The 15,771-nt window shown below is 60.2% G+C and carries 17 protein-coding genes and 1 tRNA gene; 10 read left to right on the top strand and 8 right to left on the bottom strand.

The genetic code is table 11. From position 1 onward, the window contains the following. Nucleotides 1-24: 24 nt before the first annotated feature. From AAFN47_RS16310 to AAFN47_RS16295, 4 genes are all read left to right on the top strand, one after another. On the top strand, nucleotides 25-1,458 hold the full coding sequence (locus AAFN47_RS16310) for a lipopolysaccharide biosynthesis protein (protein ID WP_499810303.1): 1,434 nt from the start codon (nucleotides 25-27) through the stop codon (nucleotides 1,456-1,458). A 7-nt stretch (nucleotides 1,459-1,465) separates the two neighbouring features. Beyond that, nucleotides 1,466-2,713 carry a GNAT family N-acetyltransferase gene (locus AAFN47_RS16305; RefSeq protein WP_499810302.1) on the top strand — a complete coding sequence of 416 codons (1,248 nt, stop codon included), beginning with the start codon at nucleotides 1,466-1,468 and terminating at the stop codon, nucleotides 2,711-2,713. Nucleotides 2,714-3,174: 461 nt separating this feature from the next. Then, nucleotides 3,175-3,408 carry a BrnT family toxin gene (locus AAFN47_RS16300; RefSeq protein ID WP_499810301.1) on the top strand — a complete coding sequence of 78 codons (234 nt, stop codon included), beginning with the start codon at nucleotides 3,175-3,177 and terminating at the stop codon, nucleotides 3,406-3,408. Beyond that, a complete protein-coding gene (locus AAFN47_RS16295; RefSeq protein ID WP_499810300.1) occupies nucleotides 3,377-3,655 on the top strand; it encodes a helix-turn-helix domain-containing protein in 279 nt (92 codons plus the stop codon). The genes AAFN47_RS16300 and AAFN47_RS16295 overlap by 32 nt, the downstream gene beginning before the upstream one ends. A 274-nt stretch (nucleotides 3,656-3,929) precedes the next feature. Here AAFN47_RS16295 and AAFN47_RS16290 read toward each other — a convergent pair whose 3' ends face one another. After that, nucleotides 3,930-4,277 carry a type II toxin-antitoxin system HicB family antitoxin gene (locus AAFN47_RS16290; protein WP_499810299.1) on the bottom strand — a complete coding sequence of 116 codons (348 nt, stop codon included), beginning with the start codon at nucleotides 4,275-4,277 and terminating at the stop codon, nucleotides 3,930-3,932. A gap of 235 nt (nucleotides 4,278-4,512) precedes the next feature. Here AAFN47_RS16290 and AAFN47_RS16285 point away from each other — a divergent pair, with 235 nt between their 5' ends. Continuing rightward, nucleotides 4,513-5,172 carry a DUF2971 domain-containing protein gene (locus AAFN47_RS16285; protein WP_499810298.1) on the top strand — a complete coding sequence of 220 codons (660 nt, stop codon included), beginning with the start codon at nucleotides 4,513-4,515 and terminating at the stop codon, nucleotides 5,170-5,172. A 71-nt stretch (nucleotides 5,173-5,243) separates the two neighbouring features. Here the strand turns inward: AAFN47_RS16285 and AAFN47_RS16280 are convergent, their stop codons facing one another. From AAFN47_RS16280 to AAFN47_RS16270, 3 genes are all read right to left on the bottom strand, one after another. Next, complete coding sequence (locus AAFN47_RS16280; RefSeq protein ID WP_499810297.1) at nucleotides 5,244-6,305, bottom strand: hypothetical protein; 1,062 nt, start codon at nucleotides 6,303-6,305, stop codon at nucleotides 5,244-5,246. A gap of 21 nt (nucleotides 6,306-6,326) precedes the next feature. Next, nucleotides 6,327-7,061 carry a hypothetical protein gene (locus tag AAFN47_RS16275; protein WP_499810296.1) on the bottom strand — a complete coding sequence of 245 codons (735 nt, stop codon included), beginning with the start codon at nucleotides 7,059-7,061 and terminating at the stop codon, nucleotides 6,327-6,329. A gap of 144 nt (nucleotides 7,062-7,205) precedes the next feature. After that, nucleotides 7,206-8,849: an acyl-CoA synthetase gene (locus tag AAFN47_RS16270; protein ID WP_499810331.1), complete on the bottom strand. Its 1,644-nt coding sequence runs from the start codon at nucleotides 8,847-8,849 to the stop codon at nucleotides 7,206-7,208. 345 nt (nucleotides 8,850-9,194) lie between these two features. On the opposite strand from AAFN47_RS16270, the gene AAFN47_RS16265 reads away from it, so the two are divergent. Both AAFN47_RS16265 and AAFN47_RS16260 read left to right on the top strand, forming a co-directional pair. Further along, nucleotides 9,195-9,611 (top strand): hypothetical protein, encoded by a 417-nt coding sequence (locus AAFN47_RS16265; protein ID WP_499810295.1) that lies wholly within the window; start codon nucleotides 9,195-9,197, stop codon nucleotides 9,609-9,611. 239 nt (nucleotides 9,612-9,850) lie between these two features. Further along, on the top strand, nucleotides 9,851-11,638 hold the full coding sequence (locus AAFN47_RS16260) for a potassium/proton antiporter (protein ID WP_499810294.1): 1,788 nt from the start codon (nucleotides 9,851-9,853) through the stop codon (nucleotides 11,636-11,638). A gap of 57 nt (nucleotides 11,639-11,695) precedes the next feature. On the opposite strand, the gene AAFN47_RS16255 is transcribed toward AAFN47_RS16260, so the two are convergent. After that, nucleotides 11,696-11,781: transfer RNA gene (locus tag AAFN47_RS16255), tRNA-Leu, on the bottom strand. 154 nt (nucleotides 11,782-11,935) lie between these two features. On the opposite strand from AAFN47_RS16255, the gene AAFN47_RS16250 reads away from it, so the two are divergent. Beyond that, nucleotides 11,936-12,517 (top strand): YqaA family protein, encoded by a 582-nt coding sequence (locus AAFN47_RS16250; protein ID WP_499810293.1) that lies wholly within the window; start codon nucleotides 11,936-11,938, stop codon nucleotides 12,515-12,517. A gap of 10 nt (nucleotides 12,518-12,527) precedes the next feature. Further along, nucleotides 12,528-13,043, top strand: coding sequence for a disulfide bond formation protein B (locus tag AAFN47_RS16245; protein WP_499810292.1), 516 nt, complete (start codon nucleotides 12,528-12,530; stop codon nucleotides 13,041-13,043). A 9-nt stretch (nucleotides 13,044-13,052) separates the two neighbouring features. Here the strand turns inward: AAFN47_RS16245 and AAFN47_RS16240 are convergent, their stop codons facing one another. Both AAFN47_RS16240 and AAFN47_RS16235 read right to left on the bottom strand, forming a co-directional pair. Further along, the gene (locus AAFN47_RS16240) at nucleotides 13,053-13,610 is read right to left on the bottom strand and encodes an HNH endonuclease (RefSeq protein ID WP_499810291.1); all 558 of its coding nucleotides are present in this window, start codon (nucleotides 13,608-13,610) and stop codon (nucleotides 13,053-13,055) included. Between the two features lie 137 nt (nucleotides 13,611-13,747). Next, nucleotides 13,748-14,398, bottom strand: a complete 651-nt coding sequence (locus AAFN47_RS16235; protein WP_499810290.1) for a DNA-3-methyladenine glycosylase family protein — start codon at nucleotides 14,396-14,398, stop codon at nucleotides 13,748-13,750. A gap of 69 nt (nucleotides 14,399-14,467) precedes the next feature. On the opposite strand from AAFN47_RS16235, the gene gluQRS reads away from it, so the two are divergent. Next, nucleotides 14,468-15,394, top strand: a complete 927-nt coding sequence (gene gluQRS, locus AAFN47_RS16230) for a tRNA glutamyl-Q(34) synthetase GluQRS (protein WP_499810289.1) — start codon at nucleotides 14,468-14,470, stop codon at nucleotides 15,392-15,394. Here gluQRS and AAFN47_RS16225 read toward each other — a convergent pair. Further along, nucleotides 15,374-15,664: a hypothetical protein gene (locus AAFN47_RS16225; RefSeq protein WP_499810288.1), complete on the bottom strand. Its 291-nt coding sequence runs from the start codon at nucleotides 15,662-15,664 to the stop codon at nucleotides 15,374-15,376. The genes gluQRS and AAFN47_RS16225 overlap by 21 nt on opposite strands. Nucleotides 15,665-15,771: the final 107 nt, after the last annotated feature.

Here is a 15,771-nt window from a genome sequence, read left to right as displayed (position 1 = left end):
GTCAGCGAGATGTGACCGTCCAAAGTGGCTCGAAACCCCAACAATCCGGCAGATGCGCCGGAACAGTCGCTGTTGCAGACGATGATTGCGCGTCTGCTTCGCCTCGCCGGCGGCAAGGGCGATGGCGGCGAGGCGCAGCGCATGGCGATGATCGCCTTCGCGATCCGGGTGTTCAGCGCCGGTCTCGCCTTCCTGTCGCAGATCATTCTCGCCCGCATCATGGGCCAGTTCGAGTACGGCGTGTATGTCTTCGTCTGGGTTTTCGTACTGATCCTCGGCAATCTCGCCTGTTTCGGCTACCAGACGGCGCTCATTCGCTTCATTCCGCAATACAACGCCGAAAACCGCATCGCCGAACTACGCGGCATTATCGCCACCGCGCAATTATTCGCCGCGGGGTCGGCTGGTCTGATCGGCGTCGCCGGCATGGTCTGCCTCTATCTTCTGGGCGATCGCGTCGATCACTATTACGTCGCGCCGCTGTTTCTGGGCGCCTTCGCCCTGCCGCTCATCACGCTGGGCGATATTCTCGATGGGGCGGCGCGCGCCAATAACTGGCCTGTCAATGCGCTCAGCCCCACATTCATCATCCGCCCGATCCTGATCCTGCTCTTTGTCGCGATCGCCGTTCTGGTCGGCTTTTCCGCTTCCGCCGTCACCGCCATCACGGCCGCCCTCGCCGCGGCGGCGGCGACGACCGTCGGGCAATTCCTTGTGCTCGGCCGCCGCCTGCGCAACCGGTTCGGAAAGGGCGAGAAGAAGGTCCATTTCGGCCACTGGCTCCGCGTCGCCCTGCCCATCTTCCTGGTCGAGGGTTTCTATTACCTGCTCACCAATTCGGACGTGATCATGGTCGGTCTCTTCCTGGAGCCGGAGCGCGTCGCCACCTATTACGCCGCCGCCAAATGCATGGCCCTGGTTCACTTCGCCTATTTCGCCGTCAAGGCCGGAACCGGTCCGCGCTTCGCCGAACTCGTGGCGGTCAAAGACAGGCCGGCGCTTGCCGCCTTTGCATCGAACGCCGCGCGCTGGACGTTCTGGCCGTCGCTGGCGATCGGTCTCGCAGTTCTTGCGACAGGCCCCTGGCTGCTCGCCCTGTTCGGCCCGGATTTCGCGGACGGCTATCCGGTCATGGTCGTGCTGCTTGCGGGAATCCTCGCGAAAGCCGCGATCGGACCGGCGGAAGCGCTGCTGATCATGGCCGGGCGCGAGCGGATCTGCGCCGCTGTCTACGCCGTCGCCTTTACAATCAATGTCGGCGCGAATCTCGTCCTCATACCGATACTCGGCATTGTCGGCGCAGCCGCCGCAACGGCGTTCGCGATGATTGCCGAAACCGTGCTTCTGTTTTTCATCGTCCGGAAAGAATTGAATATTATAATGTTATTGAGAATTGGCGTGGCCAGACATAAACTAAAAAACGGGCAAGAACACAATGGCGCTAACACCCCTCAATAAGAGAGATATGGAAGATCGTGACGGGAGCAGGCCCGCAGCGGAGCCAGCTGCGACGAGGCAACCGGTGGATTTCGAGCAATCGCTGGAAACCGGCCTGACCGGTCGCACGCTGAAGGTATACCCTGCGTCCGCCGGCTACGATCTGCGTGAGGAACTGAATTTCCTGACCGCGCGGGCGATGGAGGACAACGTCTTCTTCTCGGCCCAGTTTCTGGCCCCCGCCATGCCGCGCCTGGAAGACCGGACCATCCGCCTGATGGTCATTCGCGACGACAACGAGGCGCGCAGCCGGCTGCGTTTCCTGATGCCCTTTTCGGTCGAGAAGCCCGGAATACCGGTGGGTCCGTCGATCATCCGCTCCTGGTCCAATCCGTTCGGCCCGCTCGGAACGCCGCTGCTCGACAGCGAGAACGCCGCGGAAACGATCGGCGGGCTGTTCGATGCCATCAACCGTCCGGAATCGGGGCTGCCGTCCATTCTCGTCCTGCCCAATCTGCGCCGCGACGGCCCGTTCGCCTCCGTGCTGCGCGGCGTCGCGCTTTCCCGCAATCTCACCATCGCCGAGACCGATCCCTTCGAACGTCCCGTGCTGCGAAGCGATGTCCCGCCGGCGGAATATCTCGAACAGACGATCTCGGCCAAGCATCGCCGCGAGCATCGCCGGCAGAAGCGCAAGCTGTCCGGGCTCGGCAAGCTTGAATATCACGTCGCCCGCAGTCCGGAAGAGGTCCGCCAACGGGCCGAGGAGTTCCTGACGCTGGAAGCCAGCGGCTGGAAGGGCAGCCGCCGGTCGGCGCTCGCCATGGACCGTTACCGGGCGGCGTTCACCCGCGAGGCCATCACCAATCTTGCGGACAAGGACAATGTGCGCATCCACACGCTCGATCTCGACGGCCGCGCGATCGCTTCGATGATCGTCTTTGTGATGAACGGCACCGCCTATACCTGGAAAACCGCATTCGACGAAACCTACAGCCAGTTTTCTCCGGGCCAGCTTCTCGTCGAGGATCTCACCGAAACGCTGCTCGACGATCCGAACATCGACATGACGGATTCCTGCGCGGTTCCGGACCACCCGGTCATGAGCCGCTCATGGCGGGAACGCTCGCCCATGAGCACGGTCATCGTGGGCCTCAGCGAGGCGAAGGACCGGGAAGTCCGACAGGTCGCAAAACAATTGCACCTCTACAACGAAACCCGCAATTTCGGCCGCCGCGTGCGCGAAAAGCTGCGCTCGATAATCGGCCTCAAATAGGCTGGCGTCGTCCGGCGATGGTCTGATGCACAGCGCAGACGCCACTCCCGATCCGGATCCCGCGCCAAAGCACGGTGTGTGGAATGTTTGTAGGAGGGAGAAAACACATTTCCTCCTGCCTGGCGGCAAATTCCGAAGCTGTGTATCGACGCCAAATTTCCTCTCTTCCCTCATCGCGGACGAAGATCCGCGATCCATAGGGCGGCGCCGCAGGGGAATGCATCGAGAAGCCGTCGCAAGATCGCTGCGCACAGGCTGTCCGCAGATGCCGAGTTCGCTGTCTCTACGCCCCTTCCCTTGCCCTCATTGCGGGCCTGACCCGCAATCCAGCAGCGCCGCGTCCGCGGCGCGGGAGGAGAACAATCACGTCGGAGCCGACAAGTGAGCAAGTCCTGCAAACATCACCTAGATATAAGTACGGGATTTCCGTATATTTGTGCACATGGAAAACAGGTTCGATTGTGCTCAAGCACAAGCTGTCACTGGCGTTCGGCAACACGATCTTCGAGGACGACAACCATCTGATCATTCCCTCCATCCGCAAGCAGGATGGCGAGGAACGGTTCAAGGTGATTGGCATGGTCGACGAGAAACTGTTTACCGGCGTGTTTGTCTGGCGGGATGATTTGCCCCGCTTCATTTCCGTTAGAAGGAGCAACAACGGTGAAGAAAAAGAATATCATTCTTCCTGCTGATCCGTCGGATGCGGAAGATTTCGACGTGACGGCGGATGCGCTCGACCGCGCCCAACGCGCCCGGCTGATCCGCAAGACGCGGACCGGATTGGGCTTGTCGCAAGCCGAATTCGCCAGCCGTTTTCGGGTTCCCGTCGGCACGCTGCGGGATTGGGAGCAGGCGCGGGCGACCGCCCCCGACTTCGCAATCGCCTATGTGCGCGTGATCGCCCGGCATCCCGACATGGTGGCGAAGGCCGTGGCTTAAGAGACGATCCTGGTCGCAAGCCTGCCCTGATGACACGCACTCGATGCGCGGCGCGGAAGATGCGTCCACGCGCGCTGTCATCTGCTGAACCCCGGCGCGGAATACCGCGTCAAGTGCGGTATGAAGTGGCGAAGAGAGGCTGTCCGATACAACATCCGCCTCGCCTATGGCCTTGCTGTTTTCAACGGACCCTCCCCCCTGCCCTCATTGCGGGCCTGACCCGCAATCCAGCGGCGCCGCGTCCGCGGCGCGGAAGGAGAAAGGCAGGTGCTCCCTACTCTGAATTGGGTAAATCCGCCGCCTTGGCGAGCGTCTCTTCGGCCCATTGATTGAGGCTCTTTCCGGAGATTTCCGCCGCCAGCGACGCCTTGCGGTGAACTTCCGGGTCCACGCGAAACATCATCTTGCCCGAATAGGGTTTCTGCGGTTCCTTGCCGACCTTTGCGCATGTGTCGATGTAATCGTCCACCGCGTCACGAAACGCCGTCCGCAATTCCTCGACGCTGTTGGCGTGAAACCCGACGCCATCGCGAATGCCAGCGATCCGGGCGAACAAAATACCGTCTTCGTCATCATATTCGACGCGGGCGGAATACCCCTTGTAAGACATCACATTGTTCATGGCTCAACTCCTGACCGCATAAGAAATGCGCGGGCGGCGCGCACCTGATAGCGCTTTGCTTTCTTGCTTTATGAATGTTTCAATCACCAGTGTACATGCCGAGGCGCAGCCAGAGATGGGCGGGATTCGGATGGGATCTTGTCTGCGATAACCCAATTGCGGACATAATTTGTCTGCGTCACTCAGGAAATTGCTATTGCTTGTTCCATGGCAGTTCAGTGGGTGGAGGGCAATGATGAAACCTATGAAGCGAGTATACTACTTCACACCGCCAGAGTACGCATTAGACAATCTGCGTAAGAAGCATCTGAAAGTTTCTAGATTCTCCCTGTGCAACGATCCATACGAATTGGCATCCTTCAGCCAAAGGAACAAGACAATACGGCGCCAGTTCCGAACTTGGCTCGCAGATATGGACAAACAGCACGGGTTACTTTGTTTTTGTAGAACCTGGCGAAATCCTGTAATGTGGTCGCACTATGCCAAGAACCATACGGGTGTCGCCTATGGTTTCGATGTTGATCCTAGTATCTTCGTCGATGTGCGGTACGTCTCCGAAAGGCTTTATCCAAATTTAACCCCTGAAAACTTCTTCGCATATGTCGGAGAAGATCAGATGATCGATCTTTTTGCTACGAAATTCATCCACTGGAGCTATGAAGAAGAGGTCCGATTATTGGTTACGTTTTCAGGACAAGTTTCAATAAATAAAATCGTCTTTCACCCTTTCTCTAGTTCAATGCAACTCAAAGAAGTGATCGTGGGGCCAAGTTCTAAAATTACAGTCTCTGAGGTGAGAGCAGAAATTGCCAACAAGAAAGTGGAAATCTTCCAGTCTCGATTGGCATTTCAGCGGTTCGAGATTGTGCGACAGAAAGATAGTGCTCTCTGGTAGATACGGAATGCATGTGAAGTCAGGAGGGAGTTTCGCAGCGCGGGTCAAATGCTGCTAATGTAAAAAATTGATCAACTCAGAGGTGCCCACTCACCATTAATTGCCAACGCATAAGAGTATCGGACGTGTGGACTGCGACGTCGAGCTTTGTCTTGGCTGACAACTGCAATGATAAATTTGTCGAACTGTGCGTAGTAGCCGCAACACAAGGCGACAAATGTCTCAAACAATGTTGACAACTCCTCAATCAAATATCCGAAAAACTCGACAAGGTCGGTTGTTGGTTGGGGGAATTGCGGATGAATCAATTCAAACTGAGGTCGCACAAGTTTTCCCTCAGAATTCATTTGGAAATTTGCGAATACAGCTCGCTTAGCTGGCTTGTGATGCTCGACTGCATTGCGTGACTCCCGAATTAGTCGGAGCAACGGAACAGCCTGTTCGCTGAAAATACGGAATTGGTCTTCTTCTTCAAATTCCGATTCGGCAAACTTCGACAACGAATCGGCGTGCGTTATCTGTGAACCGAAAAACAGCCTAGCAATGTCGAGCACGGCAATAGTAATATGATCTGCACGTTGTACAACAGTTTTGCAGCGCGGTTCCAAATCCATTATTGCGGGAATTGCAAAGCCAGAGTTGAAAGGCTTTGTAGCGGCATCAGCAACATCTATTTCTATCTCTTTCAGTAGCTTCCGCTGCTCATCCCGCATAGCTACTAAGTCATTCGTGAGCCGCAAGGCAGCATCCATTGCTTTCTCGCGATCAAACGTGTCAGGCAAAAACTTAGGATTGAATAGAGTGTCGGCAGTTAAAAGCGTGTGCCCTATTACGGGGTCATTCGATCCGACTTTGAAGATACGTTGCTGAGAGTTGGGAATTCTCTCATTGTTGCGATCAGGGTCAATCTTGTCAGCCATAATAAACTCATAAACGGCCTTTTCTTTGACGATTAGAAAGCGATCGCCAAACTCGACTAAGCCAGTTATGGAGCCTTCCTCAAGCGTACCCACCTGCATCTGCCCTGCCGCCTCGCGGCGTATGTCTATTGTACGCTTCGACATCAATTTGAGTGCTCCAGAAATTGTCTCGTTGCCCGCATAAACCATCTCCAAGGTCAGAGTTCGAACCATATGTACGGTTTCAATTATCAGTCAATCACGCGAAGATTCGATACACAGACTAAGAACAAAACACGAACAACCTTGCATTTTCCCGCTATCCGTGTTATGAAACCAGCCCCCATCCGTATGAGGTATCGCCGTGGCGTCCAGCCTGCAGACTCTGTCGCAAGCCTTCGATCCGGCCATGCAATGACGGCGGATCACATCGCCCGCCGCAACCGGGCGAACTCTGCCAAGAGCACAGGCCCCAGAACACCAGCCGGCAAGGCCATCGTTTCCGGCAACGCCCGCCGGCACGGCGCGACCGCGAAGCCTGACAAGGCGCGCGTCGGCCTGTGGCTCCGCATCATTCTCGGCCGGCCCGACCTGACGCTTGCCGATTTCATCCCCTGCGACGAGCGCAGCTTCCGCGCCCTGGCGCTGGCGGAAGCCGAAGCCAGGCTTGAATCCTGCGAACGCGCGCTCAGAGACTTTGAAACCGGCGTGAACCTGGCCGCGCCGTACCCGGACCATTGCGACGACGCGGAGCTGATGAAGCGGGCGCTCGCGGGCGAATCCCTCACGCGCATGGAAGACCGCCGCGTAATGCGCCTCATCACCGCGCTCGTCGATCCGCGCGCCGCGCGCCGCCTGGAAGATCCCGGCCGTCTGCTGAGGCGCTATCGCAACGAAGCCCGCGCCCGGCGGAAAAAGGCGTTCAAGGCCTGGATTGATTGCCCCGTGGAAGCCGAATCCCCGCCGCCGGACGCACCGGACGACCCGCAAAATCCCGAATTCCCGAAACAAAGCCAGATTTCGTCTGAAGAAACGGCGAAATTCGCGTCCGCGCCACTCACGCCCGACCGCAAGCGCGGCTTCAGCGCCTCTCAGACGGCTTGCCGGCCGCCCTGTCGGGGCCAGCCGCCGCCCCTATCGCGGATCGAAGCTGCGCGTTTCCCTCTGCGCCCGGTCTCTCAACTCCCGCCGCACGACCTTGCCGGTCGTCGTCAGCGGCATCGCGTCCACGAATTCCACCTCGCGCGGATATTCATGCGCCGAGAGCCGCATCTTCACCCAGTCCTGGATTTCGCCGGCAAGCGCGTGGCTTTCCCGAAATCCCGGCTTCAGCACGATATAGGCCTTGACGATCTCGGTGCGCACCGGATCGGGCTTGCCCACGGCCGCCGCCAGCGCCACCGCCGGGTGCCCGGTCAGGCAGTCCTCGATTTCGCCGGGGCCGATCCGGTAGCCGGCCGAGGTGATGACGTCGTCGTCGCGACCGAAAAACGCGATATAGCCGTCCTCGTCCGCAATCCCCTGGTCTCCCGTCAGCATCCAGTCGCCGATGAATTTGGCGGCCGTGGCCTGGGGGTTGTTCCAGTATTCCAGGAACATCACCGGATCGGGACGCATCACCGCAATCTGCCCCGGCGTTCCGGGCGGCGCCCGATTGCCTTCCTCGTCGACGATCGCCACGCGGTGGCCCGGCACAGGCTTGCCGATTGCGCCAATGCGGCTCACCCCGATCGCCGCGCAAGACGACAAAACCAGATTGCATTCCGTCTGGCCGTAGAACTCGTTGATCACGATGCCGAGCTCCGCCTTCGCCCATTCGAAGGTTTCGCGGCCGAGCGATTCCCCACCCGAGCCGATGGTCCGCAGCTTCAGATCGAATCTTTCCCGCGGCTTTTCGACGGTTCTCAACATGCGCAGGGCCGTCGGCGGGATGAAGGCGTTGCGAACCTCCATCTCTTCCATGATGCGATACGCCGTCGCCGGATCGAATTTCTGCGCCCGGGAGGCGACGACCGGTACGCCGAAATAGAGCGACGGCAAAAGCACGTTCAACAGTCCGCCCGCCCAGGCCCAGTCGGCCGGCGTCCAGAACCGGTCTCCCGGCTGCGGGAGGAATTCATGGGGAAACTGCACGCCCGGCAGATGGCCGAGAAGCACCCGGTGCCCGTGCAGCGCGCCTTTCGGGGGGCCGGTGGTGCCGGACGTGAAGATCATCAGCGCCGGGTCGTCGGCGCGCGTGTCGACAGCAAGAAACCCGCCGTTTTCCGCGTTGGCAAGGTCCGCATAGTCCACGGCGCCGTCGCAGCCGTCCACCGACACGACAATGTCGAGCGCATCAAGCGTATCGCGGATTTCGGTGATTTTCTCGAAGCCGGCCCGGTCTGTGATCACCGCCTTCGCGCCGGCGCTCGCCAACCGGTATTGCAGCGCCTCTGTTCCGAAGAGCGAGGCAAGCGGCACGGCGATCGCGCCGAGCTTGTAGATCGCGATATGGGCGATCGCGGTCTCAAAGCGCTGCGGCAGAAGCAGCGCCACCCGGTCGCCGGCGCGAACGCCCCTTGCCGCAAGTCCCGCGGCCACCGCGTCGGACCGCCGCTTCATCGCGCCGTAGGTCAGCCTGTCGGGCGGACCGTCCGGCCGGTAATAGTAGAGGCACACCCGGTCAGGATCGCGCTCCGCCCAGACATCGCACACCGCTGCGCCGATATTGAAACGCTCGGGGATGTCCCAGCGAAAACCTTCGATCAGTGTGACGTAGTCACTGTTTTCAAGAAGCATGGCGACAGCACGATCCTCATGGGAAAAGAGGACTGTCATGGCCCGGCCAAGCCAAACCCGGTCAACGCAGTAGCCTTCCCCGTTGTCTTGACGCAGTATCTAGCAACGCACGGCGTTTGCGGCAATGGCCACGTGAACCCGCTGCGCAGCCCGGTCGAAGTCGCCTTCATGCACAGGTCGGCTTTCAAAATGACACGTCCCGTATGCAATTTCTTTTTTACTTTCGGTTTTCATAACTTGTGCGCCGACTTAAAAATATTTTTTGCTCCCAAAACAGCTTTCGCGAAGAGACTATAAATTTGCGATCGGAAGATTCGGCATCCGGAACTCTAAAAGGAAATGCCCGTGCCATATATCAGCGACAGTGACCTTGATTTCTCCTACGAGAGGGCGATGGAACTTCTGAAGTCCGGGAAATTGAAGCTCGGCATACGGCCGGACGTAGCGGATATCCTTGTCCAGTCGGACGCCCTGCGCGCAAAGCTGCAGCGCCCCGTCGCATCCTCGCCAGACACGATCTGGACCATTGTTTCCGTTCTGGTCGTCCTGGTCTCAGTCCTTGCCAGCATCCTGGATGACTGGTGGTATTTCATGATCGGGCTGATAGTCGGAGCGATCATCTTTCTCGCGACAAGGAAAGGAAACGCCGAAAAGCTGATCGAACTCGCAAAGGAGGACCAGCAGGTTTTCGAGGACGTACGTCGCAGGAACAGCTGGATATTCCATGTCCGCCGCGATGCTGTCGAGGAGTTGAGGAAGTAAGGCCAAACAGGATCGGCGGGGGTCGTGCGCGCTTCCCCATGCCGTTTGGCCTGACAGGCAAGACCGCGTTCTTTCCGGTGCTGTTTCGCACATCCTGTCGACGAACCGGGTGACGCGATTGTGGCAAGCCGGTTAAATGGCGCGCCTTTGCAACCGCCTGTCAGAATAACGCAGGTCAGGCGGTTGTTTTCTCCGCCGTTGAAAGTATCTGCACAGAGGGAGTCCGGAGTTCCAAACGCATGTTCGATGAGATCAATCTCGCTATTCTGATCGGAGCCGCATTGATCACGCTCAGTGCGCTCACGAGTCTGATCTCGCAGCGCATCGGCGCCCCCTTGCTGCTGGTGTTCCTTGCGATTGGCCTTCTCGCCGGAGAGGACGGGATACTCGGGATCGAGTTCGACAGCGGAAGCACGGCCTATTTTATCGGCTCGCTGGCGCTTGCCATAATTCTCTTCGACAGCGGCTTTTCAACGTCGCTGAGAAGCTATCGTGTGGCGGCGGCTCCTGCCCTGACGCTGGCGACCGTAGGCGTCGTGCTGACCACTCTCATAGTCGGCGCGGGATTCAAGGTGATTTTCGGAGCGCAGTGGAGCGAAGGATTGCTGCTCGGCGCCATCGTCGCGTCCACCGACGCCGCCGCCGTGTTCTTTCTGCTTCGCGTCGGCGGCATCACCATTCGCGAGCGAATCCGCTCCACCCTCGAGATCGAATCGGGCGCAAACGATCCGATGGCGATCTTCCTCACGGCCGTCCTCGTCGAACTTGCCGCCGCCGGCGGACTGAAAACGCTGGCGATCCCGTCATTGGCCGTCACCTTCGGCCTGCAGATCGGTCTGGGACTGGTGCTGGGCGTCGTCGGCGGGGGCCTGATCGTGCTTCTGCTTCGCGTGCTTCGCGATCTTGATCAGGGTCTCTATCCGATTGCGGCGGTCGCAGGCGCGCTGGTCCTCTTCGCCGCGACAGGGCTCGTCGGCGGCAGCGGATTCCTCGCCGCCTACGTCGCTGGACTTGTCGCCGGCAATGCGCGCGTTCGTTTCGAAGCCAGAATTCGCCGGTTCCAGATCGGCATGACCTGGCTGGCGCAGATCGGCATGTTCCTGACCCTCGGTCTGCTCGCCACACCCTCGGAATTCGAGACGGTGCTGGCGCCGAGCCTGATGGCGGCCGCCTTTCTGATCCTGATCGCCCGCCCGCTGGCGGTCTGGATCTGCCTTGCGCCGTTTCGCTTCTCGTGGCGCGAAATCGCCTTCGTCGGCTGGGTGGGATTGCGCGGCGCCGTTTCCATCCTGCTCGCCATTCTACCCGGCATCGGCGGCGTGCCGGACGGCCAGTTCTTCTTCAACGTGGTCTTCGTCATCGTGCTGGTTTCGCTGCTGACGCAGGGCTGGACCATCAGCTTTGCGGCGCGTCGCCTCCGCCTTCTCTCTCAACCGCAAGTGGGTCTCGTCGACCGCATCGAACTCGACCTGCCGGGCAAGGCCGATGTCGAGCTCGTGGGATACCGTATCCATCCCGACAGCACGATCGGAAAAGGCAGTCGCGTTCCGCGATGGGCGCGTCCGCTGCTCATACAGCGCGACGGCCAGGCGCACTCCGTCCATGCGGCGGGACCGCTCCAGCCGAACGACCGCGTCTACTTGTTCGCCACGCCGCGCCAGGTGCGTCTTCTTGACGCGGTTTACGCCAGGCCCGCGGATATGACCGATCCGGAGATTTACGGCCACTTCGCCCTGAAAGCCGGCGCGACGGTCAGCGAGATCGAGCACGAATACGGGATAACGCTCGGAGCCAGCCCCGACCGCGCCATCGGCGAACTCATCATGCATGAGTTCCAGGATCATCCGGTCCCGGGCGACAGATTGACGCTTGGGCCCGTCGATCTTGTCGTAAGATCGCTGTCGGAGAGAGGCGAGGTCGAAGAGGTCGGGCTTGTCCTTTCGCCTTTGCCGGAGCGTCGAATTCGCTCCTATGCGATGCGCCTGATCAACAGGGTGTTCGGCCAGCCGGAGGAACCGCGTAACTGAAAGCGCTAACCGAAAGAATGAAGTGCAATCGTCTTGAACATCGGTTCATGCAGGGAGTGGTGCGGGTGGTCGGACTCGAACCGACACGTCCAAAGGACACCAGATTTTGAGTCTGGCGCGTCTACCAGTTCCGCCACACCCGCCTGGTGCCTGTCGGCTGATATCGGAGCCGCAATATACGAAGCGTCGAGGGTTGGTCAACTTGCTTTTGCCGCGATCGCCTGCAAAGAGCGCAAGGCGGTTTACCGGGCCGCCGATTAATCATAAAAGCATCCCCGTCCACTGGAACCCGCACGGATGATCAGACGCCTCTACGACTGGACCATGTCGCTTGCACGAACCCGCTTTGCGAAGGCCGGGCTCGTCGGCGTGTCATTTGCGGAAAGTTCGTTCTTTCCGATTCCGCCCGATGTCCTGCTCGTGCCTATGGTTATCGCCAATCGGCAGGCCTGGTGGCGGATCGCACTGCTGTGCACCGTCGCATCGGTGCTCGGCGCCATGCTGGGTTACGCCATCGGCATGTTCCTGTTCGATGCGATCGGCGAGCCGATCCTGCATTTCTACGGCAAGGAAGACGCCTTCACCGAGATCACCGACTGGTACAACACATGGGGCGGCTGGGGCGTGCTGTTTGCCGCAGTCACGCCGTTTCCCTACAAGGTGCTGACGATCTTCTCCGGCCTCACCGGCCTGAATTTTCTGACATTCGTCATCGTCAGCGTCATTGGCAGGAGCCTGCGCTTTTTTCTGGTCGCCTTTCTGCTCTACCATTTCGGCGCGCCGATACAGGCCTTTATCGAAAAATATCTCGGCCTGCTGTTCCTGCTGTTCATGATCATCCTGATTGGCGGCTTCGTCGCAGTCCGCTACGTGTTTTGAGGTTCCCGCCATGCCGAGATTGACCGCCCCCGTGGACCGTAGCGCCGCGCCCTGGCTACTTGCCGCAGGGCTCGCCATGGCGGCGGTCGTGGGATCCGCGCTCGGCTTCGAGCACATAGGCGGCTATATCCCCTGCGCCCTGTGCCTGGAACAGCGCACGCCCTACTACATCGGCGCGCCGCTGATGGTTCTCTCGGCGCTGTCAGCCTGGCTGAAGTTGCCGGCGATCCTGACACGCGTGCTGGCGCTCGCAGGCGGACTTCTCATGGTCTATGGCGCAGCCCTCGGCGCCTATCATTCCGGCGTCGAATGGGGCTGGTGGCCGGGACCGTCCGCATGCAGCGGCGTCGCCGGCGGCGCAACGGACGCCGGCAGCCTGCTCGACGATCTCAACGCCATCACACCGCCCTCCTGCGACGAAGCGGCGCTGCGGATTTTCGGATTGTCGCTCGCCGGCTGGAACGTTCTGGCAAGCGCCGTGCTCGCCTGGTTCTCGCTGCGCCTCGCCTTCGGGCGCCGAGACTGACCGGAACTGTTACGGCTCCAGTTCGACGTCCCAGTAGAGGTAGTCCATCCAGCTTTCGTGCAGATAGTTCGGCGGAAACTGCCGGCCATTGTTGTGCAGGTCGTGCACTGTCGGATGGTAGGGCTTCTGCGACGGGAACATGCGCGCTTGCTGCGGCATCTTTCCGCCCTTCTTCAGGTTGCACGACGAACAGGCGGCGACGATGTTCTCCCAGGTCGTCTCCCCGCCGAAGCGGCGCGGAACCACATGGTCGAAGGTCAGGTCGTTTTCAGCGCCGCAGTACTGGCAGCGGAAGCGGTCGCGCAGGAAGACGTTGAAGCGTGTGAAGGCCGGGTGCCGGCTGGGCTTGACGTAACTTTTGAGGCACACCACGCTCGGCAGGGCCAGAGACATGCTCGGGGACGAGACGCGGAAGTCGTACTCCGCAAGAATGTTGACGCGGTCCAGGAAGACGGCCTTGATGGCGTCCTGCCAGGACCACAGCGACAGGGGGTAGTAACTCAGAGGCCGGTAATCGGCGTTCAAAACAAGTGCCGGCAGTGAGTCCGGCGATACAGCTACTGTCACCTCACTCTCCTGAGTGATTCGCACGTTGATAATGGTATATTAGGCCTGTTGTTACAGGATTGTGAAGTTATCTCAGGAATATAAAGCGGGGAAGCGATATCGCGCATCGGCTCCGCGCGCGCCGTAATACTGTCTCTTTACGCCGGAATGACGTCGGCGCGCCGCATCTCTTTCGCATAGTAGGCCCAGAACAGTCTGGCGGCGACCCCGCGCCAGGGGCTCCACTCCTCCGACAGCGCATAGAGCTGCTTCTGCGTTGGCCGGTCAGCAAGGCGCAAGGCGTGCGCGACCGCGCTCTGTAGCGCCACGTCTCCGGCCGGAAATATGTCCGCGTGGCCGGCGCAAAACAGCAGATAGACCTCCGCCGTCCACCGGCCGATACCCTTGATCGCAATCATGGCGGCGATGGCCTCTTCAGCAGGGACGCGGCAGAGATCCTGCGGATCGAGCGCGCCTGACAGTACGGCGTTCGCCGCCGCTCGCAGCGTGTTTTCCTTGGAGCGCGACAGGCCGATCGCCCGGCATTGCTGATCGGTGAGCGCGGCGACGCGAGCCGGCGCTGCGCCCCCGGTCTGGTCAGTCAGACGCCCCCAGATCGCGGCGGCGCTGGCCTTGGAAACCATCTGCGCGACGATGATCTGCGCGAGACCGGCGAACCCCGGATCCTGCCTGCGCAGCGGCGTTAAACCCGCCTTCCGCCGCACCTCCAGCAATCTCGGATCGGCCGCGCAAAGCGCATCGAGACCGGTCTCGACATCGGTTTTGCTGGCAATGACAGTGAAATCCATTATTGCTTGAACCCGGCGTCCGGTTGCGCGTTATTCGAACGAACCATAGCACGGCAAGACAGAGAGCACATGACGAACCGCCAGGTCTTCCGCTTTGCGCCAAGTCCCAATGGCGAACTCCATCTCGGCCATGTCCTGTCCGCCTGTCTCAACCGGCAAATGGCGGATCGGTCCGGCGGCGTGATGCTGTTGCGGATGGAGGATATCGACCAGGCCCGCTGCACGCCCGCCTTCGAGCGCCAGATCACGGAGGATCTGCAATGGCTCGGCATCGGATGGGACGGTCCGGTTCGGCGCCAGAGCGAATATTTCGACGCCTACCGGTCAGCCCTGCGCAAGCTGGACGACATGGGGCTTGTCTATCCGGCGTCGATGTCGCGGCGGGAAATCCGCGAGCATGTCGACACGGTTGAGGCCAGGGGCGAGATCTGGCCGCGCGATCCCGACGGGCAGCCGCATTTTCCGGGTCTTGAGCGGGACGCCTCGCAGTCCGAACGGGATGCATTGACCCAAAGCGGTCGCCCCTACACCCTGCGGCTCGATATGGCGCAGGCCGTGGCGAGCGTCGGTGGGGATCTGACCTGGAATGAACAGGGCTCTGGTCCGGACGGCGCGCGCGGCGTGCTGGAGGCCGATCCCGCACGCTGGGGCGATGTCATCCTGGCGCGCAGCGACACGCCCACCAGCTATCATCTCTCCGTCGTCGTGGACGACGCGGAGCAGGAAATCACCGACGTCGTGCGTGGGCAGGATCTGTTTCACGCGACCGCCGTCCACCGTCTGCTGCAGCGATTGCTGGACCTGCCCGAGCCGCGATATCACCACCATGAACTGCTTCTGGGGCCGGACGGAAAGAAGCTGTCGAAAACCCATCGCGATCGTTCCATCCGCGCCATGCGGGAGGCTGGCCTATCGCCCCGCGACGTCTTGGACGCAATGGACGACGCCCCCCGCTCCGGCGGCGCCGGAAACGCGTCAGTCCACCTTCAGGAATAGATATTTCAAAATCGCCAGCAGCATCAGCGCCGTGAAGGAGCCGATGATCGCCGCTCCGCCGAGGACTTCCATGTGGGTCGTGCGAAGATTGAGCAGATCAGCGGAGAAGATGCCGATGAACAGGCCGGTTATCAGCACCAGCATATTGCCGAGAACCCCAAAACCGGCGCGCCCCATCACGCCGTCCATGGCGTGACCGACAAAGAAGCTGGCCATGACGCAACCGGCCAGCAATCCATAAAGCACTTCGTTGGACATCTGAGCGGACATTGAAAACTCTCCACAAGCTCAGGCAGGACCCGCCGCCCGGATGTCCTGCTCACAAGTGTGCATCATGGCGCAAATCCTTAAAGACAGCTTTGCCGAATTCGCTCGAA

Source organism: Hoeflea sp. CAU 1731, assembly GCF_039888615.1.
In the GTDB taxonomy this organism is placed as follows: domain Bacteria; phylum Pseudomonadota; class Alphaproteobacteria; order Rhizobiales; family Rhizobiaceae; genus Flavimaribacter.
The sequence above is the reverse complement of the archived record's forward strand: the minus strand, read 5'-3'. Positions and strand labels throughout refer to the sequence as shown.

Coding starts and splice junctions, on each gene's coding strand:
- AAFN47_RS16305 (WP_499810302.1), top strand. CDS start 1,466: ATGGAAGATCGTGACGGGAGCAGGCCCGCAGCGGAGCCAGCTGCGACG.
- AAFN47_RS16290 (WP_499810299.1), bottom strand. CDS start 4,277: ATGAACAATGTGATGTCTTACAAGGGGTATTCCGCCCGCGTCGAATAT.
- AAFN47_RS16285 (WP_499810298.1), top strand. CDS start 4,513: ATGAAACCTATGAAGCGAGTATACTACTTCACACCGCCAGAGTACGCA.
- AAFN47_RS16280 (WP_499810297.1), bottom strand. CDS start 6,305: ATGGTTCGAACTCTGACCTTGGAGATGGTTTATGCGGGCAACGAGACA.
- AAFN47_RS16270 (WP_499810331.1), bottom strand. CDS start 8,849: ATGCTTCTTGAAAACAGTGACTACGTCACACTGATCGAAGGTTTTCGC.
- AAFN47_RS16260 (WP_499810294.1), top strand. CDS start 9,851: ATGTTCGATGAGATCAATCTCGCTATTCTGATCGGAGCCGCATTGATC.
- AAFN47_RS16250 (WP_499810293.1), top strand. CDS start 11,936: ATGATCAGACGCCTCTACGACTGGACCATGTCGCTTGCACGAACCCGC.
- AAFN47_RS16245 (WP_499810292.1), top strand. CDS start 12,528: ATGCCGAGATTGACCGCCCCCGTGGACCGTAGCGCCGCGCCCTGGCTA.
- AAFN47_RS16235 (WP_499810290.1), bottom strand. CDS start 14,398: ATGGATTTCACTGTCATTGCCAGCAAAACCGATGTCGAGACCGGTCTC.
- gluQRS (WP_499810289.1), top strand. CDS start 14,468: ATGACGAACCGCCAGGTCTTCCGCTTTGCGCCAAGTCCCAATGGCGAA.
- AAFN47_RS16225 (WP_499810288.1), bottom strand. CDS start 15,664: ATGTCCGCTCAGATGTCCAACGAAGTGCTTTATGGATTGCTGGCCGGT.